Consider the following 20132-nt stretch of genomic DNA (forward strand, 5'->3'; position numbering starts at 1 on the left):
AATATATTTGTGATGTTTTTCTAATATTTAAAACCGTTAACATTACTTCCGTAGAATAAATATATTAAATTTTTTAAGGAGGTTTTGTTAGTGATTAGTTTTTTACAACCAGCACCAGCAAAAAAACAATTACCTGAAGACAAAATAAAAGGTGCTTTCAAGAGCTATCGTGTACGTGTTTTCTTAATGATTGTATTAGGATACATGTGTTTCTATCTTGTGAGAAAAAATTTCTCAATGTCAGCGCCATTATTAATAACTAATCTTCACTTTTCAAAAGCTGAAATAGGACTTATAAATAGTGCATTCGCAATTTCATATGGACTTAGTAAATTTGTACTTGGTACATTAGCAGATAAATCTAACGTAAAAAAATTCTTAATAGTAGGATTACTTGCTTCTGCATTAGTAAACGTTGGATTAGCATTTTCAACTCAAGTTTGGATGTTTATAATTTTAATGATTTTAAATGGTATATTCCAATCAATGGGTGCTCCATCATGTCATATAGTAATAGGAAAGTGGTTTAAGAAAGATCAGCGTGGTCTTGTCATGAGTACTTGGAATACTTCACACAATATAGGTGGAGGACTTGTTGAACCTTTATCAACAATGGCATTATTTGCTTTCGGAGCTAATAACTATAGAAGTTTGTTCCTAGTTCCTGCAGTAATAGCAGTTGTAATAGCATTAATAATGTATGTAATAGGAGCAGATACTCCTCAATCAGTAGGTTTACCAGAAATTCATGATGAAGATGAAGATATCATAAATGATGACAAAGATGTAAATGTAAATAATCTTTCTATGACAGATATTATGTTTAAGTATGTTTTAAGAAATAAGTTTATTTGGATATTAGCTATAACTAATATATTCGTATATATAGTAAGACAAGGTATGGTTGACTGGATTCCTGTTTATTTAACACAAGCAAAAGGATTCTCATTTGATGAAGCCGGTTGGGCAATGTTCTTATTCGAATATGCTGCAATACCATCAACTATATTAATCGGATGGTTATCAGATAAAGTATTTAAAGGAAATAGAGCTCCACTTGGAATACTATGTATGTTAGGTGTTTTCGCAGCTGTATTTGCTTACTGGAAAACAGATAGCTTCTTAGTAACTATGATAGCTGTTGCCTGCGTTGGTTGCTTCATATATGGACCAGCTATGCTTGTAAACTTAAGCTTAATAGACCTAGTTCCAAAATTCGCAGTAGGTTCAGCTGATGGTTTTGCTGGATTAACAGCTTACTTAGTTGGTCAATTTAGTGCTAACTTCGTAATAGGTTTAATAGCTGATGCTTACGGATGGAATGGTGCCTTCACATTTATATTATTAGGTGCAGTATTTGCATTACTAGGCTTAGTAATATTACAAATAACTATAAATATTAATAAAAAGAAAGCTAAAATAAACAACTAAAAGATGTTTTTCATAATAATATAATCGTAAACCCACAAAATAGGACTGTATCAAAACTTGATATAGTCCTATTTTTATAAAAAAAGAGAATCACATTTTGTGATTCTCCTATTTATTAAGCTTTAATTGCTACTATTAAGTTTCTGTTTATTGATTGATCAACTCTATGTAAGTAATTATTATATGGAGTTTCATCTAAAACTTTAAAGCCATTCTTTTCTAAAGCTATTGCTACATCATCATATTTCATTGTGAATTCATTATATGATAAAACTAGGCTTCCTTTAGTTTTTAAAACAGTATGCCATGCTGGTATAGCTTCTTTTAAAAGTCCTAATGGACTTCTCTCCATTACTGAACTCTTATCATTTTTGCTTCCATGCTGAACCCCATAAGGTAAATCAGATATTATTATGTCACATGACTTTTTCTTCATTAATAAATCTGCTTTTCTTGTATCTGAGTTGAATAACTGGAATGTTTGAACTTCTTTTGCATTGAAGTCTTCTTTTTTTGCTGCTGCTGTTAAATTAAATACATTAGCAACCTTCTTCTTTTTAGAATCTGATATTTTAGATTTCTCAACTCTATGTTTATACTTACCTTCTTTTAAGAACCTAACAACATATGTTTGAATCTCCTGAACCCACTGCTCATTGATTTCTATTCCTCTAACATCAAAGCCTCTTATGAATCCTTCATATAAAGTAGTTCCTTTTCCACACATAGGATCAAGTAAAGTTATTTTCTTACTACCTGTTTTGCAAGCACTTAAAGCAAGGTTAACCATAAGTCTTGTAAATTGCTCATTAGTTTTTCCATTGTACTTTAATATTTGGACCATACTCTCTGGGAAAGTATGAAAATCTGGCACAACTATTGGTCTTAAAAGCCCATCTTCAACTATTTCAAATAAAGCATAGTATATTGATGAAAATCCTAAGGCTTTAAAATCTTCTTCATTTAGCTCTCTCTTAGTTGAAAAACATATAGAAGCTGGAAGTCCCATGTCTCCTTCTTCTATATCACTTATCTCCATATCATAAGCATCTGCAATTGCTTCTAATTCAGAAACTGAAATCTTAAGTGCTGTATCAAAATAAATACGATTATGTCCTGGATTTGCAAGTATCGCATATCTTTTCATATAAAAAATATCCTCATTTCTTAATATTTTAATTTACGTTTTTATCTTTAATATTATAACATCAAAAATAATAGTTAAAACATTAAATTTTACTATACAGCTTCTAAAGCTATTTTATACACAAAAACAAATTACCTTAAACTATTTTTTTCATAAAAAAAGGTTGTAGTTTAAACTACAACCTATAATAATCTTAAATTATCTTCTATTTTGTTCTTTTTTAGCTCTTCTACAAGCTGAACATCTTGTTGGCTCATTTTCAAATCCTTTTTCTTTGTAGAATTCTTGCTCTCCTACTGAAAATATGAATTCTTCTCCGCAATCTCTGCATTTTAATGTTTTATCTGACATAAATATTCCTCCTAAAATTAAAGATTCTAAATTGATATATAATCTCTAATTTTGAGAACTATTTATCTAAATGAAACTTTTTTTGTTAGCTACTCTGCTACTATTTTATAATAACATAGTATATAATTAATTGCAACCTTTTTTAAGCATTTTTATAAATAACTTGAATTGAATACTAATTTATAAGCTCTTATTTACTTATGGTACGGTTCACCGTTACTAAACGAACGGTAAATTTACAAAAAAAATCACAATTCATAATATGTAAAACCCATATAATAGCCTGTATTTATATGAATAATACTATACTATGAATGTGATATTATAAACTTCTCTTAAATTCTATATTATTTAATACCAAAATATTCACTCTTAATCTTAATAATATATTCCTCTCCTACCTTATTGAATATATCTAATAATTCATCGTAGGTATTATCATTATCACCTATCTTATTCCAAAAATCTTTTCCTATTAAAACATTCTCATCATTATCCATATCAAATAATTTATATGGTATTGAATGTGCTAATTTATATATTTCCCCTTCACCAGCTGGATTATAAGGTAATGCAAAATATGCTTCTGAATTTTCTTCTGCTGTCATTAATCTTAGCATGTCCTTTTTCGCTGTTTCAGTTTGGTCTAAATTAGGCTTTACTGTTTTTAATGAATAATATTCTTCCATTCCATTTTCACGCTTAATATATAAATCAAATAAAACATTAACATCTTGGTATCTATCAGTTTCTAGCTCTCTTAAAAATTCTAACTCTTCATTTATAGTTTTTACTCTATTAGAATTATCTTTAGCTTTATTCTTAGCTATTTTTCTTTGCTTTCTTTGTTTATCTAATATATTGTCTATTCTTTCTATTTGCCATGAATTTAATCTAATAGATTTTACATATTGATTTTCTGCTACAGCTCCTGAGCCTTCTGCTATTATTTTTGCTATTTGCTCAAATATACCTTGTCCCAAAGATGTAACAAATGAACGTTCAAATTTAGAACCTTTCCAAACTTCTATTGGTACTAATCTATATCCAAAAGGATTTTTATTTTTTATATCTTCCTCATTAAATGGCTCATGAATGGTTCTTTTTTCTAAGATTCTCTTCATTACGCTTCTTAAATGCTCTTCAACTTTATTTTTAGTTTCAATGTTCATATATATCCCATCCCTGTTATTCATTGTATTTATCTTATATTATACATTAAAACTAAGAAAATAAGAAAAAAAGTAGGATATTAAATCCTACTCATATAATATATCTATTAATTTTTCACCTAATATTTTTGCTAATTTTACTGGAACTGCATTTCCTATCTGAGTATATTTATTGTTAATTGTTCCATTTATTTTATATCCCTTAGGAAATCCTTGAATAGCAATATATTCCTCTATACTTAAAGGTCTATCTTCATACGGATGCCCTATATTAGTACTTTTCTGTATTGGAGATGTTAGTAATGTAGGACTTGGTTCATTAGCTTTTATTCTTCTAAAATATCCAGTTTTACCTCCACCTGATTTATATGCTCCACCCATAGCTTTTTCAACTATTTGTTCATTTAAATCTCTCCAATTTCCTCCACCCTTAGGTATTAATTTCATATATTTTAATCTTTCCTCTGAATACTTAACATAATTATGTTCTATATCCCCTAAGCTTTGTATTACATGATTGAATGTAACAAATGGATATTTTCTTCCTACTCCATGAGTAGGATTTGGAAATTCATATACTTTGTTTAAATCTTTTCTTATTCCAACAAAAATTACTCTCTCTCTTTTTTGAGCAACTCCATATTCAGCTGAATTTACCACTTTATATACAACGTTATAATCTTTGACTTGATTTAATAAATACCTTAATGCACTTCCATTTTCCTCATCTTCATCTAATGGAGGAAAATCTTTTCCTCTTTGATTTAAAGGACGATGTTTTAATGTTGCTGATAATAACCCCTTTACATTTTCTAATAAAAATGCTTTTGGTTTTACCTCTTCAATTAACTCAATGAATTTTAACATAGCTTTTCCTCTTTCATCCGAAAAGGCTTGTCGTTTACCAGCTGTACTAAAACTCTGACATGGGCTACCACCAAATATTAAATCAATCTCATCATTATAATTTAATCCTGCATCACTATATATTTTTTCTTTTGAATAATCCATAATATCTCCATTTACTACATTAAATGTAGGATTATTTTGTTTTAATGTCACACAGTATTTTTCTTCTAATTCTACACTCAATTTTACATCAAACCCAGCTTCATGTATTCCTATATCCAATCCACCAGCTCCTGCAAAAAATGAAATTGCTATTTTACTCATTTTCACACCTCTTGAAATATTATGTCTTTGTAATTATATCATTTTTGTCAAAATCGGTCCACTATTTTTCTTAAATTCTTTCCTTAGAGCTTAATTTTATTCATCAATTAGTTAATAATCCAATCTAAAAAATTATATATTAACTAAAAAATATAAGAGAAGCGGAATTCATGATAACAACCTCTTTTCTTATATTCATATACACCATAAAATTTAATTATTTATCATCTAAAACTTCCACTATTACGATTAAAATACTTCCTACTATCTTAATAATCTTATTTAAATCCATTATTTTCTCTCCTTTAAATAACTATAGATATATGAATAATCATCCTTAAGAGGAACTAATTTAATTACAAATTTAGCAATGTCTAAATCTATATAAACTAAAGTTTCATTATCATATCCTTTACCATTACAAATACTTACTACATTATCAAAGTTCTTTATCAAGTCAAATTGAATGTAGTTTAATTCTTTCTGCAACTTCTTTAAATCTATTTCTTTTTTATCATTCAATTCAATTATTAAATCTCTAGGATTCCATTGATTAGATAATCCTCCGTCATAAAAATCAAATCTCATTACTCCAAGTAATTCATTTGAACTATATTCAAATGTCTTCACTTTACTTAATTTCCTCATCATCTTACCTCCTAATACTCCTCTGCTAACATCATAGTTGAATAATCTTCACTATCTATTACAAAGACTTTTATAATTTTATTAATCTCTATGTCATTTAAATCTAGAACATAATTTTCTTTATATTTTGGTACTTCCTGATTATGTTCAATTATAATTTTCTCTTCATACTTTCTTAGTTTGAAAACTTGTAAGTAATCAAGGTCTTTCCCCTCTTCTTTTAGACTATCAATAATATTCCAAAGAATAAGTTGTAATCTTAAATCCAACTCTTTATTTATTCCTCTTGTTATATATCTATTATTTTTAATAAACATATTTAAATATTTCCTTTCTCTTTAAAGCTATAATACATTTCACTTGAACCTACTATTATATGGTCAATTAAATCTATACCTAATATTTTCCCTGATTCTTTTAACCTTTGAGTTATATTAATATCATCCTTGCTAGGCTTAACATCACCTGACGGATGATTATGATACACAATTATTGAAGCTGAATTGCTTAATATAGCCACCTTAAAAACTTCTCTAGGATGAACTATTGATGAGTTTAAACACCCTATGCTAACAGTATTAATAGCTGTTGGTTGATTTTTACTATCTAAACAAAGTAAAATCATTTTCTCTCTATCAGAATCCACTAAAAACTTTTTCCCTAAATCAAATGCTTCTTTTGGACTTAATACTCTTCTTTGACCATATAAAATAGATCCTTCTTTTATAAGCTTTACTGAAACCAAATTAATTCTTTTTTTCACTTTTCATCACTCCTTAAAATTAAAAAGAGAACTAATTATTTACTATTTAATAATCAGTTCTCTTTATTCCATATAAAACAAAAACTATTACCTAAATATATAGGTAATAGCCCCTTTAGATTAAACTTCTATAAAATTCTTCTGTTACATCTTCATTATTTATTAATAACACTAACTTATCATATGTCTTATCATAAAAACCATTCTCTCTTGCATAATTAATGGCTTCTTCATAAGTTAACTCAAAAATATTATCTACTATATTATAATAAAAGTCATCATTTAATACTCCGAAGAAATACTTAACTGCCTCTTCATAAGTCATTCTAGGTTCTTCTTCTAAATCACATTCTTCATCTGTATAATAACCATTTTTATCATTCCATTGAAGAAACTTTGTTATTTTAATACGTTGATTATCTTTATTCATATATCCAACCCCTCCACTATAAATGTATTTATCCATATCACCATTATAATATATATTTAAAATTATAATAATTACTATTTGTAATCTACAATTTTAATAATTAGTAGAGTCTTTATGAATCATTTCTATAATATATATTTCTAACTACATTATTTACTCAATTTGATTTATAAGTTTTCTCATCCACCTTTCAGAATAATCTAATTCTCTAGATAATTCAGTTAAATTGTTACCATTATATTTATCTTTTATAATCCTTAAAACATATTCTTTAGAATACAATCTCATAGGAAACGTTATTTGTTGTCCTTTATAATTTTTATATAACTTTATAGTAGCCTCTTCTCCTAACAAATCAGCAATATTTTTATATATGCCTTTAAAATCTTCATTTGGCTTTCTCATGTCATCCTACACCTCAAAAATCAATATTCTCTTAAAATCATATGCAATATTCAATGTCTTTTCATGTGAATTATTACTTGTAAAATTCTTAATTATATAAATTAAAAGGAAGCATAAAAATTTATGCTTCCTTTTAATATCTAAAAATTACCCATATTATTTATATTTCCAAAAATAGCATTAAATAAATTTTCTATTCCTAATCCATTATCAAAGCTGAATTTAACTTTATTGTCAGATATACTATATTCAGTAGTTATATCTAATCTATTTTCTATCATATCAAATTTTTTATTATTTAAATAATCACTAATTAACTTAAATGATACTTCTTCAGCATTTGTTTCTGTAGCCTGATTCATAAATTTTTCTTCCATGTCATCATAATTATCTTTATATAGTTTACAAATATCAGGAGATTCAATTGTTGTGTTTATACTCAAACTATCGTCTTCTACTTTGTAATCATTAAAACTTATTTTATCACGCTTTGATATATTAACTAAGTATTTCATATATTTTTTACTTTCTTCATCTATAGATTCATTTTTAAATCCATCACTATTTTTCTTAAACCAATCTACATCTAGATTTTTAAGAGCTTTCAAACCCTCTATAGTATATTTAGTTCCATCACAAACAATATATATATCATTAAGAGGCTTACATAAAACAGAATCAAGGTCTTCATTAAATTTAATTAACCAATCATCATTTCCCTTTTCAAAGTCTAAATCTATCTCCTTATCTATTTTCTTAAATGAGTCATTATTAAGATTATTTACTATATTTTCAACTATCTTTTTGTTTGAATCATCTACACTAATAGCTTCCTTATCTTTAAAGACCTCTTTAAAAGACTTTTGATTTAAGTCATTCATATCAGGATATTCAAATTTAACTTTTGCACTGGCTGTTTTATCTTGCTCATCCATTTTTACAACTTTAAAAGTTATCTTTTTATAATAAGCTTTTTCAATATCACCTGATATTGAATCTAAATCATATAACTTAAAACTCTCATCATTAGATGATTTAATCATTAAATTTTTTGCTTTACTTATATCTCCATTTTGAAGATTTTCAAGTAAAGAGTCTAAAGATAAATTCTTACTTGAACCACACCCAATAAATATTGAACTTAAAATCCCAATCATAATAAACGCAATTATATGTGTTTTTTTAAAAAATTTCATTCTAATTCCTCCTTTAAAATATAATCTTTTTTTATATCTCCTTCCTAAAAATTCTATTTATACAAATTTATAATAATTAAATTTGTATATTTTTTCATTTGAATTAATCCTTTTAAAATTCATTATTTTTTATATAAATAAAGAGGATGAATAAAAATATTCATCCTCTTAATTAATACCATTTTGGTATTCGTATATTGTTTCATAAGCTCCCTTATCGCTCCAACCATAGTTCTTTAATATTTTAAACGCTTCATCAACAGGTAATTTACATATTTGGTTTAATAATTTCCCTGATATTTGTGTTGGATCTCCATTTGGTAATGGTAATCTTATTCCCTTATAAGATGTATATCCATCTTTTGACCAAGGAGTTTTTTCTCCAAATACTGGACTTTTAGATTCTGGAATCTGGTTTTCTTTAGCCTCTTGTTCTTTTTGCTTTTTAGCCTTTTCCTCTTCTTCTTTCTTAATATTTTTATCTACTATTTCATCTAATTTAGATACTTCTTCATTATATTTATCATTTAAATCCTTTTTCTTTAAATCATTTATACTATTTTTAGCTGAATTATAATCCTTTTTATCAATAAGTTCTTTTATATTCTTTATTGATTGATTTATTTCATTTTCTTCTTTTATATTTGTTTCAATTTTACTTTTTAACGAATTAACATCCTCACCTAATCCTTTATACTCTGATATATTTCCAATTTTATTTATATCATTTAAAGCTTCATTATAGTTCTTTGAATCATAAGCTTTTTTAGCATTTAAATAATCATTTATTAATTGTTTTTCTTTATTAGCTTTTTCATTATCTGTTTCACTCAAAATCACATCTAGCGTTGCAAGAGCCTTATCATATTCTTTATTATTAATATAAGTTGTTGAAGTACTTAATAATTTATCAATTTTTTTATCTTTTACAATATTGATTCCTAATACCACTCCTCCTATTCCTATAAATATAATAGCTATTACTACTAAAACAATCATTTTTTTCTTTTTCATTTTAATACTCCCCTTCCTATAAATACTATTTATTACAATATAAGATATAACAGTTTTATATTAATCCAAATTTTATATTAATTCAAATTTTATATCTTTTCACTTGAATTATCTCTTGTAAAATTCTCTTATATATTAAAATTCTATATAAAAGAAAAAGGGTGAACCCAATGGCTCACCCTTATTTATCTTAATAAATTTTTCATTTACTTCATCATTAAATTTTATACTTATAGACTTAATTTCTCTTTTCTCATTTATTGTTATCTTATCAATCAATAAGTGTAATAACATCTTTTGATTTTCCTTACTAAACTTACTAAATATATCAGCTATTTTATTTAATACTATTTTCACATCTTTAAAATTAACTTTTTTAATAGTATTATCTCTTATCTTTTCCTCTAACTCTTTTTTTCTCTTAAAATTTAATTCAATTGATTCCTCCAACACCTTTATTCTTAATTTCAGAATTTCTTTCTCTATTATTCCATCCTCATATAATTCAAAAACCTTGTTCTTCTTAAAATTTAAACTATTTAGCTTACTGTCAACTAATTTTATTTCTTCTTCAATTGGCTCTGTTCCAACTAAACTTTTATTATTAAACTTATTTACTGCCTCATTCAATAGATTTTCATTTTTAAGAATATTATTTATTTTATTAATAATAAACTCTTCTGCCTTATCAGCACGTATTCCATTACTTTTACAAACTGCACTCCCTTTATTTCTCCAATTTCCACAATGGTAATATCTTATTACCTTTACTTCTCCATTTTTTGATTTAGTTTTCACTCTTCCTGCTACCATTGACGCTCCACATACTGGACATTTTAATAATCCTGTTAATAAATAACTCCCATCAAAAACTCGTGCTGGTCTTTTACTTTTGCTCTTAAAAAGACATTGAACTTCATTCCATTCTTTTTTAGAAATTATAGCTTCATGCTTTCCTTTTACGATTATAGGGTTTTTATTTATACCTCTTCTTCTCTTTTCACTCCAATTTTCTCTGTAGTTATACCTAATATCTCCACAATATAGTGGATTTAGTAATATTTCTTTAATTCCTGATATACTAAAGAAATTATTCTTTTTTGTTTTATATCCTTCTTTATTCATCTTATTTGTAATTGCTTTAAGTCCTAATCCACTTAAATACAAATCATATATTTTTTTCACTACGATAGCCTCTTCTTTATTAATAACAAGAACCTTCTTTTCTTCATCTCCATTTAAACTTATACTGTCATACCCTAAGACTCGTCCACCATTCCATTCTCCTCTTTTAGCACGTTCTTTATGACCCATTTTTACATTATCTACAATTGTTTCACGTTCAAATTCTCCAATAGAAGCTAGTAAATTTAATAATAATTTACCTGTAGCTGTATTAGTTTCAAATGGCTCAGTACAACTTTTAAATGAAACATTATATTTATCAAATATATTTATAATATTAAGCAAGTCTAAGTGATTTCTTGCTAATCTATTTGTCTTCCAAACCCAAACTTCATCAATTTCTCCATTTTTTATATCTTCAAGTAACCTTTGCAAAGCTAATCTATTCTTTAATGACTTACCACTTATACCTCTATCCACATAATTATCAACTACAATTCTTCCTTCATTTACACACTTGTTTTTAACCATATCAAGTTGAGCATCTATACTATAACCTTCTTCTGCTTGCTCTACAGTACTTACTCTTGCATATATAACAGCTCTTTTCATGTTGTTTATTCCTCCACTTCAATAATATTACCTATAACCTCACTTATCATCTCAATGATAATTTCTAAACTATCTGCCTCCATAAAGTACCCTTCTTTCATCATCACTTTTATAATATATATTTAAAAATCTATTTAATCCGTATTCCACAATTCCAAAGTTCCAATATCACACTAAAAGTTTTAAATTTAAAAAGCCATATTTATTTTCTCCATCTCTATTAATTCTTTTATATAAATAATCTTTTCTTAATTTTTCTATTAACTCTTTTATTTCTGATTCTTTAGGCATTGTTTCCTTTTTATGTCCATAATAAGCTATAAATAACTCTTCAACTTCATATTTAAAACTATATTCTCCTTCTTTATATTCACAAAGCTCCTTTATGAATGAATCTACCATGTTTACTGATGCTACATACTCCATCATAAATTTTTTAGTAAGATTAGGTTCTATAAACTGATTCCCATTATCTATATACTCTTGTAACCCACCCATAGCCCAAGTAAAAATTAAATCTTTCTCTTTTAAAAGTTTTTTGAAGAGGTTTTTATCTTGCTTATGTGAAGGAATACTATTCAAACAAGGAATAATTATTAGTCTATTAAAAAATGCATTGTAATCTAAACTTTTATTAGAGTTTAAACTTGGCATATTATTACACGCAAAAACTAACTTTGCTTTGTTATAAAACGCGAATGGGTTACTATACAACGCTTTACCTGTAACTTTATCATTATCACTAACCAACGCTTTAAACACACCTGTATCAGTCATTTTATAATCAGGCAACTCATTACAAACATTTAATTTTTTACCATATAAAATTGCTATATTTTCACGTTTATTTAAACCTTGCATTTCTATATTAGAAACATTATTTTCACCACATATGTTAATTAATAAATTTAATAAAACACTTTTTCCTGTATTAGATTTTCCATAGAATATAAACGCTTTCTTAGCATTATTTAAATTAGAAAAACAATAACCCATAACTTGTCTTATTAACCTCATTAGTTCTTCATCATTATTAGCTAATGATTCAATAAAAAATCTAAATCTCGAATTTTTAAAATCATATTCATCATCTTCTAAATATTTAGCATTAATAAAATTTAAAAACAAATATTTTTTACTATGTTCCTTAATCTCTATCTCTTTATTTTTACTTATTTTTAAAACACAATTTTGGCAATTTATAAGTTTTTTATTTCTATCCTCACTATCATCATAAACTTGAATAGCTGGGTGTATCTTTAGCAAGTTTAAAATACTTACAATATCATAATCCTTAAGAACTTTTAATCCATATTGTGGAATTTTGGAATAAATGAATACTCTAGCTCTATGATTATCTAATTTGTCAAAATATCCATAATCATCATTGTACTTCATTAAGTAATTATTAAATATAACTTCTTTCTCAGAAATTATTTTCCAAACTATACTATTATGACTTATCCCTTTATGATCCTGATTTTTTAAATAACTGATTTCATTTAATTTATCTTTTTCAAAATCTAATTCTGAAAATATACTATTACATATATTTTTATCTTTCTTTTTCTTCTTATCTTTCTTTTTTTCTTTTTTACAATAATCTAGTTCTTTTGAATTATTATTTATAGGCTGATATAATTTCTTTAACTTTTTTTTAGCTTTTACTTCTTTAACAGCTTCTTCATCTAAAACTTCACCTTTATTTTTAAATATTTTTTTTAAGTGTTTATCACTCATTTCTTATCCCTCCATTTATTCTAACTTTATACTTTTAGGATAATATATATTTCTAATAGTAAATTTACTGTTTTTAAAAATTATTATTAAATTAAGTAAATTTCAACCTTTATTATCATCATAAATGGCTTATATTCTAATTTTAAATAAAAAAAGATATTGATTTATAATCAATATCTTAATCTTATTATTTAATCAATCTATTCAAAACAATATCTTTAAATCTATTGTCTAAAATTTTATTAATTTCTTCTTTATTTAATTCATTGTTAATAGCTATACATTTATTGTTTTTATATATTTCTTTTTCTAAAAATTTATTAATTTTTTCTTTTAATATACATTTACTTGAATAACTCATACCACTTATCATTAAAAATTCATTAGCTAATGCTATATCAATCCATCTCATTCTAAATCTTAAAAAATCAATGTAATACATTATTATTCTAAATGATATATCCATTCCTTTATCTAAAAATTCCCTAAAAGTTATTTTTCTTATTTTTCGCTTTCCATTTATTTTAGATAATTTAGTATTCTTTTCTACTTCACTACAAAGTCGTTTTATTTTCTTTCGTTTAACTCTTCTTCTTCTAGAATCTTTAAAATTGTTGCTACAAATATTTTTTACAATATTTTTCTTTTTATAAACTTTATTTTTTAATAATTCTTTATCTAAGTCATCTTTTATTATTATATCTTTGTTAATACCTTCAATAATACTATGTTCTTCACGACTAATTATCATCATCGTAATAATTAAACAAAATGTTTTATATTTAAATTTTGTCTCCTTATTTTTTATAGGTTTTATTGCTTTTTTAAAAAATTTCAGTTCTTCTTCGGCATTTAATTCTTCAATAGCTAAAAAATTTTTAAAATTTTTATTATCTATCTTTAAAGCCATTCTTCTGACCTTCTCAGTTACTACTTTCTGTTGTATTTTAGAATAACCATCATTAAAATATATCTCATTATAAATTTTGGTTATATCAGCAAAATTTATTAATTTTTTCCTCAAATCTTTATACTCCATATCTTAATATATAATTAATTCATAAAGTTCTCTCATTAACCTATATACTATTCTTTAAATCATATATCAATGCTAATCTTCTTAAACCAGTATCTATAGTAATCTCTCCACTATCCATACTCATCTTTACTTCTTTAAGTATATATTTTTTTATATTATCAATCCCTATTTTATCAAAATTATAAGCTATTAGTGAGTATTCCTTATATTTAGCAAATTCTCCATTTATAATTTCATCCAATCTATTATAATCCTTTTTGTATTGTAGTGCATCTAATTGAACAGATAAATCTGCTTGTTTGCTTAATCTTTTTCGTAATTTTGCTTTTTCTTTTTCATGTAAACTACTTTTACTTATATTATCTTCATTTACATATTTTAAAATCGGTAATATAGAATTACATTGTTGACTTGCTATAAATCTTAACATAGTATCTAAATTTTGTTCATTATTTTCCGAAATATAATCATATATATATTCAACAATATTAGGCATATTAAATATTATTTTACTATCACCAATAGCTACAACTATATTTTTATTCCCAATTACCTTTTCAATATCATCTAGCTCACTTGGTGAAACTAGCATTGTATTAAGTTGTCCAGCCTTTCCACGTTCTACTATTAACTGCTTAATTACATGTTGATAACGTCTCACTTCAGAAGGAGCTACCCCTTGATTTATTCTTGCTAATTTTCTATATATTTCTATAAAATTATCAGTCTTTATAACTGTTAATCTACATCCTAAATCTTTATCTATTATTACCTCTTCTTTTATATCTTTCATTCCTGATTCCCATTGTACCAATATCAATCTCTTTTCTAGCTCTATTTTTTCATCTTCACTTAATGAGCTTGTAAAATCTCTTATTATTTTTCTAATATTTCTATCAGTTAGAGAATATCCTAAAAATATTATTGGAGAATGTAACAACATAGATATAATCTTTGCACTTATTAATACAGAGTCCTTATCAAATCTTTCATAATCAAATTGATTTATTATTAATGAATTTGGTTCTAAGGTACATCCGTGGATCTTGTATAATTCTGCATAACCTAATGTTTGTTTAAAGAATCCTTGCTGTCCAATATATTTTTTAACTCCATATTTACTTGAAAGATTATATTCATCCTCTATAAAAGTATCATAATTTGTTGATAATATTATTTGAGATTTCATCAACATATTTCTAAATTCAACTAATTCATCTTTAAAACTTTCTCTAACTTGATATTTTGAAAATCTATTAGATAATATTTTTTTAAATGGAGATATCATATTTTTATAAGCTTCTTTTTGTGTTAACCCATAAATCTCCAATTTATCACTGAAAAATTTTTCATTAATTTTCTCTTCTATTTCTGTTGCAATTAATGTATTTACTAAAAAATCTAATTCACTTTCTTCTGTTATTCCATCTTTTTTTAGTTTTTCTCTCATTGTACTAAGTCTACCAAAAAAATTATTTTTCCCTGTCTTGTTCCATAATTCCTCAAGTAACTCTTCCCAACTTGGATATCCAATAAGATACCTTTTTGAAATACCTGAACCTATAAATATGACTGGAAATTCATTTTTTTTAATTAATATATCCAATATTGATTTACTCAAAATTTTCCTCTCCTTAAAAAATAATGTTATTATAATAATATTTTATCATACATAATTATTCCAATTATACAACCATTTAGAATTTATTAAATTAAACCTAATTATTTTAAAATAAAAAAGCAATACTTGAAGTATTGCTTTCTATTATTTACCGTTACTTATGGTACGGTTCATTCTTCATTATTCTAAAAGCTCTATAAATTTGTTCTAATAGCATAACTCTAAATAATTGATGTGGAAATGTCATTTTAGAGAAACATAGTTTATAATCTGCTCTCTTTATAACTTCTTGTGATAAACCTAAGCTTCCACCTATTATGAAAGCTATGTTTGAATTACCCATTACTCCACAGTTTTCTATGTACTTTGAGAACTTCTCTGAAGTTATTTGGTTTCCTTGTAAGTCCATTGCAATTACATGCATATTATCTTTTATTTTTGAAAGTATTAATCTACCTTCCTTTTCTTTTATTTGAAGTTCTTCTTTTTCAGATGCATTATCTGGCGTCTTTTCATCTGGAAGTTCTATTATTTCTAATTTGCAGTATCTACCTAGTCTCTTTGAATACTCATCAATAGCTTGCTTTAAATATTTTTCTTTTAATTTTCCTACTGAAATAACTGTTATATTCATTATTATCTCCTTATTAACTTACTACTTTATGATTAATTATCTTATTATTTTTCTACAAACTTACCATTACATATAATAACATAAATAAAGACTTAATTAAGAATTTAATCTTAATTAAGTCTTTATTTTTACTCTAAGCTTTTTATTTATTACATCATGTGCATTGCAGCACCAGTAATGAATGGGATCAACCAAATAACCCAAACTACTATACTGAACTTATGGAATTTTGCCATCATATTTTTATCTTTTTTCACTAATACTACAGTTGCACAAACAGCATGTACTAACATTAATATTAAAGCAGTTGCTCCAGTAATTGTGTGGAAGCTTAGGTTTATTCCACCTGCTATTTTTTCCATTGCTCCAGTTCCTGTTGTATCACAGATTAAACCTAAATAGAAAAATCCTAAGTGCCATGGTTTTAGAGTTTTTTGTATTTTCTCTGACCATACACCGATACTATAAAATATTAACGCTAAATTCATAAATATTATTGCTATCATTAATTCTTTTGACATTATATTCATCTCCTTATTATCTGAACCATGTTCATATTATATTATGGTATAAGTTTATTTACAATACTTCACTATTAATTACTTATCAATAAGTGTATGTTTACATCAAAAATTTATTAATTTATATAAAAAAGCTTAGCTAATAACTGATTAAAAAGTATTGTTATTAATCATTTTATAAAAAAAATAAAAGTAGGAGCAAATAATAACTCCTACTTTTCCTCTAAAGCTTAATATCCTAAATCTTCATTTAAGAATATAACATGTATTCTATCTGGATTTCCTTGGCTTCTTATTAATGTATATTCTCTACATATCTTTTCTGGACTCTTACACTCCATACAAGTTCCTACTCTAGTACAAGGAGTTTTTCTATCTAATCTCTTTGCATTAATTGGTGCTGCAATTTTTCTATTTCTCTCTATAGCCTCTTCTAAGTCTGCTACTATCTTATTAAATCCTGCTACTACTATAACTTTATCTGGTCCATATAACATTGCTGCTACTCTATTTCCATTACCGTCAACATTATATAATTCTCCCTCTTCTGTTATAGCATTTGCACTTGAAAAATAAACATCAGCTGAAAATGCACCTCTATAAATAGCCTTAATCTCTTCTGGAGTTAATCCTTCTTTATATCTATCTAAAAACTCATATCTTCCACATCTAAGATGATCTATAACTCCAGTTTCAAATAAACTCATTGAACCACCTGTAGCTACAACATCACCTTCATTAGTAATCTCTTTAATCTTTTCTATTAATTCATCCTTTGAATTAACTAAGTATCCATTCATATTATTGGCTTTTAAAGCTTCAATAGTCTTGTTAATTCTAGTTTCTCTTAACCACAAAACATTATTATCCATAATAAAATCACTCCCACTTCTTTATTACTTTTAATTATACCATTCCCATACTTTAACTATAACTTACTACCTCATATTTTCAACACTCTATCTTAATTACTCTTAAAATATAATCATGTTATCTATTTAATATATCTAAAAATTAATCTTAATTAATGCATATAAAAAAGCAAAAAAATAGGTAGATATAAATATCTACCTATTTTGAAAAGTGGACTATTTTCCACAACATTTCTTATATTTTTTACCGCTTCCGCATGGGCAAGCATCGTTTCTTCCAACTTTAACTTCTTCATTTCTTACAGTTTTTGAATCTCTGTATCTAACTTGGATTTCTCTTCTCTTTTCTCCTGAGAATATTCCATCCCATTGTGGTAAATTGAATAAGTAGTCAGCTTTTGCGTCTAACATATTGTAGTATAGACTTTCGAAATCTATATCAAATGCTAATTCTGTGCTTCCTTCAACTTTTTCTAAATCGTATGGATTTCTTAAACTATCGTTTATTCCATCGATGAATCCCATTACGAACTCTTCTGTAGTGTTATACTCTTTAGCTAAGTCTGCTATTGTAGCTTTCTTAACTTCTGCGTGATTAGCTAATAAGTCTTTGTAGATTCTAGTTTCTACATCACTATATTCTTTCCAGAATGCAGCTTCTCCTTTAACTTTAACATATTCTACAACCATGTCTGTCCATTGCTTATATAAACTCATACTTCCTTCTCCTTTTTAATCAACTCTATATAAAAATTATAATAATTTAGCCAATATTTTTCAATATTTTACTAATTAATATAGATATAAATCTATATTTTTAATATATCTGAAATTGTTTGTTTACATTTTTTTGCAAAATAACCTATTTACTTAACTTAAGATTCACTATCTCTTGCATAGTAAATGGCTTACTCACATCAAAATTTCCTCCTAAAGAGTTTATCATCTGATTCTCTATAAGTATATTAACCTTTTTTATATTAGGTATCTGAGTTATGGTTGCTGTTATTCCTTCTAATGCTGCTTGTTCTTTAGCTACACTCATATTTACAACTGCTTCCTTACTTAGATTTATGATAGCTATATCATCCTTTATATCAAAAGATAACAACTTAGTATCCTTAGGTAGTATAGGCGCTAAACTTCCTTTTTGCGAAGGTCCTTGAATAAGTGCTTGTATTAAGTATTGACCTACAATTTCTTCCCCATTAACAGGAATCTTTTGCTCTTCAATCTTAGGATAAGCCTCATCTTTAGTACCATCAAAATATAAAGATAAATCTATGTCGCCAATTAAATCGTTAGCTATTGTTTTTACCCTCTCGTTGTTGCTAGCGGCTAATTTATCTTCTCCTATCTTACCACATGAAACTAATAAAAGTGCTGATAGAATTAATAAAATCATCCCTTTTTTCATATAAATTCCCCTTACTTAAAAACTTATATAACTACTTGGCTTATGTCTATCTGCTAGCTTAAGCTCTAAATCTTTACCTATATTTATCTTATGTGCATTTAACACATTAATAACTGCTTGCTCAGCTAACTCTGGTACATTGTTAGTATTGCTTAAATGTCCTAATATTATTTTTCTGTATTTATCAGTTTTCATAATATCTACTATAGCTTTACCACAGTCTTCATTTGATAAGTGGCCTACTTCACTAAGTACCCTTCTTTTTAAGTCATAAGGATATGGGCCAAACTTAACCATTTGAACATCATGATTAGCTTCTAGTAATATTACATCAGATTCTCTAATGTTTCTTAGAATTTCTTCTGTAAATGTTCCTATATCTGTTGCAATACTTGCACTTTTACCTTTGTGTTTTATAGTATAGCCTGTTGAAGCCACTGAGTCATGAGGAGTATTAAAAGATGTTATATCTACGTCCTTTATACTTAGTGTGCTTCTTTTAGGCATTATTTTTATATTTTCTTCTTTTATTTTACCTAGGGATTTCTCCATAGCCTTCCAAGTAAGTTCATTAGCATATATAGGAATATTAAACTTTCTTGATAATATTCCAGCTCCCTTTATGTGGTCACTATGCTCATGAGTTATGAATATACCATCAATCTCACTAGGGTCTTGCCCTACTTCTTGTAAGCCTTCTATTATTTTCTTGCCTGATAATCCTGCATCAACTAATATTTTTGTGTTTTTTGATCCAACTAAAATACTATTTCCGCTACTTCCACTATATAGTGAGCAAAAAATCATATATTTCCCCCATT

Annotated in this window: 22 protein-coding genes; 1 reads left to right on the plus strand and 21 read right to left on the minus strand. The window is 26.1% G+C overall.

The window, feature by feature from the left end:
• Nucleotides 1–90: 90 nt before the first annotated feature.
• On the plus strand, nucleotides 91–1431 hold the full coding sequence (locus ACQZHJ_RS17500; RefSeq protein WP_430486759.1) for an MFS transporter: 1341 nt from the start codon (nucleotides 91–93) through the stop codon (nucleotides 1429–1431).
• A gap of 115 nt (nucleotides 1432–1546) precedes the next feature.
• On the opposite strand, the gene ACQZHJ_RS17505 is transcribed toward ACQZHJ_RS17500, so the two are convergent.
• From ACQZHJ_RS17505 to ACQZHJ_RS17605, 21 genes are all read right to left on the minus strand, one after another.
• Nucleotides 1547–2578, minus strand: a complete 1032-nt coding sequence (locus ACQZHJ_RS17505) for a TRM11 family SAM-dependent methyltransferase (protein WP_430486760.1) — start codon at nucleotides 2576–2578, stop codon at nucleotides 1547–1549.
• A gap of 198 nt (nucleotides 2579–2776) precedes the next feature.
• A complete protein-coding gene (locus ACQZHJ_RS17510) occupies nucleotides 2777–2929 on the minus strand; it encodes a zinc-ribbon domain-containing protein (protein WP_430486761.1) in 153 nt (50 codons plus the stop codon).
• A gap of 347 nt (nucleotides 2930–3276) precedes the next feature.
• Complete coding sequence (locus ACQZHJ_RS17515) at nucleotides 3277–4101, minus strand: TdeIII family type II restriction endonuclease (RefSeq protein WP_430486762.1); 825 nt, start codon at nucleotides 4099–4101, stop codon at nucleotides 3277–3279.
• 87 nt (nucleotides 4102–4188) lie between these two features.
• The gene (locus ACQZHJ_RS17520) at nucleotides 4189–5274 is read right to left on the minus strand and encodes a DNA cytosine methyltransferase (protein ID WP_430486763.1); all 1086 of its coding nucleotides are present in this window, start codon (nucleotides 5272–5274) and stop codon (nucleotides 4189–4191) included.
• 291 nt (nucleotides 5275–5565) lie between these two features.
• A complete protein-coding gene (locus ACQZHJ_RS17525; protein WP_430486764.1) occupies nucleotides 5566–5922 on the minus strand; it encodes a hypothetical protein in 357 nt (118 codons plus the stop codon).
• Nucleotides 5923–5933: 11 nt separating this feature from the next.
• Complete coding sequence (locus ACQZHJ_RS17530) at nucleotides 5934–6239, minus strand: DUF960 family protein (RefSeq protein ID WP_430486765.1); 306 nt, start codon at nucleotides 6237–6239, stop codon at nucleotides 5934–5936.
• A 2-nt stretch (nucleotides 6240–6241) separates the two neighbouring features.
• The gene (locus ACQZHJ_RS17535; protein ID WP_430486766.1) at nucleotides 6242–6685 is read right to left on the minus strand and encodes a JAB domain-containing protein; all 444 of its coding nucleotides are present in this window, start codon (nucleotides 6683–6685) and stop codon (nucleotides 6242–6244) included.
• Between the two features lie 115 nt (nucleotides 6686–6800).
• Nucleotides 6801–7115, minus strand: coding sequence for a hypothetical protein (locus ACQZHJ_RS17540; RefSeq protein WP_430486767.1), 315 nt, complete (start codon nucleotides 7113–7115; stop codon nucleotides 6801–6803).
• Nucleotides 7116–7268: 153 nt separating this feature from the next.
• On the minus strand, nucleotides 7269–7520 hold the full coding sequence (locus ACQZHJ_RS17545) for a Mor transcription activator family protein (RefSeq protein WP_430486768.1): 252 nt from the start codon (nucleotides 7518–7520) through the stop codon (nucleotides 7269–7271).
• Nucleotides 7521–7660: 140 nt separating this feature from the next.
• Complete coding sequence (locus tag ACQZHJ_RS17550) at nucleotides 7661–8716, minus strand: hypothetical protein (RefSeq protein ID WP_430486769.1); 1056 nt, start codon at nucleotides 8714–8716, stop codon at nucleotides 7661–7663.
• A 168-nt stretch (nucleotides 8717–8884) separates the two neighbouring features.
• Nucleotides 8885–9730, minus strand: a complete 846-nt coding sequence (locus ACQZHJ_RS17555) for a hypothetical protein (protein ID WP_430486770.1) — start codon at nucleotides 9728–9730, stop codon at nucleotides 8885–8887.
• Between the two features lie 135 nt (nucleotides 9731–9865).
• Entirely contained in the window at nucleotides 9866–11467 is a 1602-nt protein-coding gene (locus tag ACQZHJ_RS17560) for a recombinase family protein (RefSeq protein WP_430486771.1), read from the minus strand.
• 168 nt (nucleotides 11468–11635) lie between these two features.
• Entirely contained in the window at nucleotides 11636–13207 is a 1572-nt protein-coding gene (locus ACQZHJ_RS17565) for a DNA primase family protein (RefSeq protein ID WP_430486772.1), read from the minus strand.
• 187 nt (nucleotides 13208–13394) lie between these two features.
• Nucleotides 13395–14231, minus strand: coding sequence for a hypothetical protein (locus ACQZHJ_RS17570; protein WP_430486773.1), 837 nt, complete (start codon nucleotides 14229–14231; stop codon nucleotides 13395–13397).
• A 55-nt stretch (nucleotides 14232–14286) separates the two neighbouring features.
• Nucleotides 14287–15867: an SIR2 family protein gene (locus ACQZHJ_RS17575; RefSeq protein ID WP_430486774.1), complete on the minus strand. Its 1581-nt coding sequence runs from the start codon at nucleotides 15865–15867 to the stop codon at nucleotides 14287–14289.
• Nucleotides 15868–16021: 154 nt separating this feature from the next.
• Nucleotides 16022–16501, minus strand: coding sequence for a 23S rRNA (pseudouridine(1915)-N(3))-methyltransferase RlmH (gene rlmH, locus ACQZHJ_RS17580; protein ID WP_430486775.1), 480 nt, complete (start codon nucleotides 16499–16501; stop codon nucleotides 16022–16024).
• 149 nt (nucleotides 16502–16650) lie between these two features.
• Nucleotides 16651–17022: an HsmA family protein gene (locus ACQZHJ_RS17585; RefSeq protein ID WP_430486776.1), complete on the minus strand. Its 372-nt coding sequence runs from the start codon at nucleotides 17020–17022 to the stop codon at nucleotides 16651–16653.
• Nucleotides 17023–17252: 230 nt separating this feature from the next.
• Nucleotides 17253–17894 carry a lactate utilization protein gene (locus ACQZHJ_RS17590; protein WP_430486777.1) on the minus strand — a complete coding sequence of 214 codons (642 nt, stop codon included), beginning with the start codon at nucleotides 17892–17894 and terminating at the stop codon, nucleotides 17253–17255.
• A 216-nt stretch (nucleotides 17895–18110) separates the two neighbouring features.
• The gene (locus ACQZHJ_RS17595) at nucleotides 18111–18611 is read right to left on the minus strand and encodes an SEC-C metal-binding domain-containing protein (protein ID WP_430486778.1); all 501 of its coding nucleotides are present in this window, start codon (nucleotides 18609–18611) and stop codon (nucleotides 18111–18113) included.
• Nucleotides 18612–18756: 145 nt separating this feature from the next.
• Complete coding sequence (locus tag ACQZHJ_RS17600; protein WP_430486779.1) at nucleotides 18757–19311, minus strand: GerMN domain-containing protein; 555 nt, start codon at nucleotides 19309–19311, stop codon at nucleotides 18757–18759.
• Nucleotides 19312–19326: 15 nt separating this feature from the next.
• Complete coding sequence (locus ACQZHJ_RS17605) at nucleotides 19327–20118, minus strand: MBL fold metallo-hydrolase (protein ID WP_430486780.1); 792 nt, start codon at nucleotides 20116–20118, stop codon at nucleotides 19327–19329.
• Nucleotides 20119–20132 lie beyond the last annotated feature (14 nt).

The organism is Clostridium sp. B9, assembly GCF_050509515.1.
Lineage (GTDB): Bacteria > Bacillota > Clostridia > Clostridiales > Clostridiaceae > Sarcina.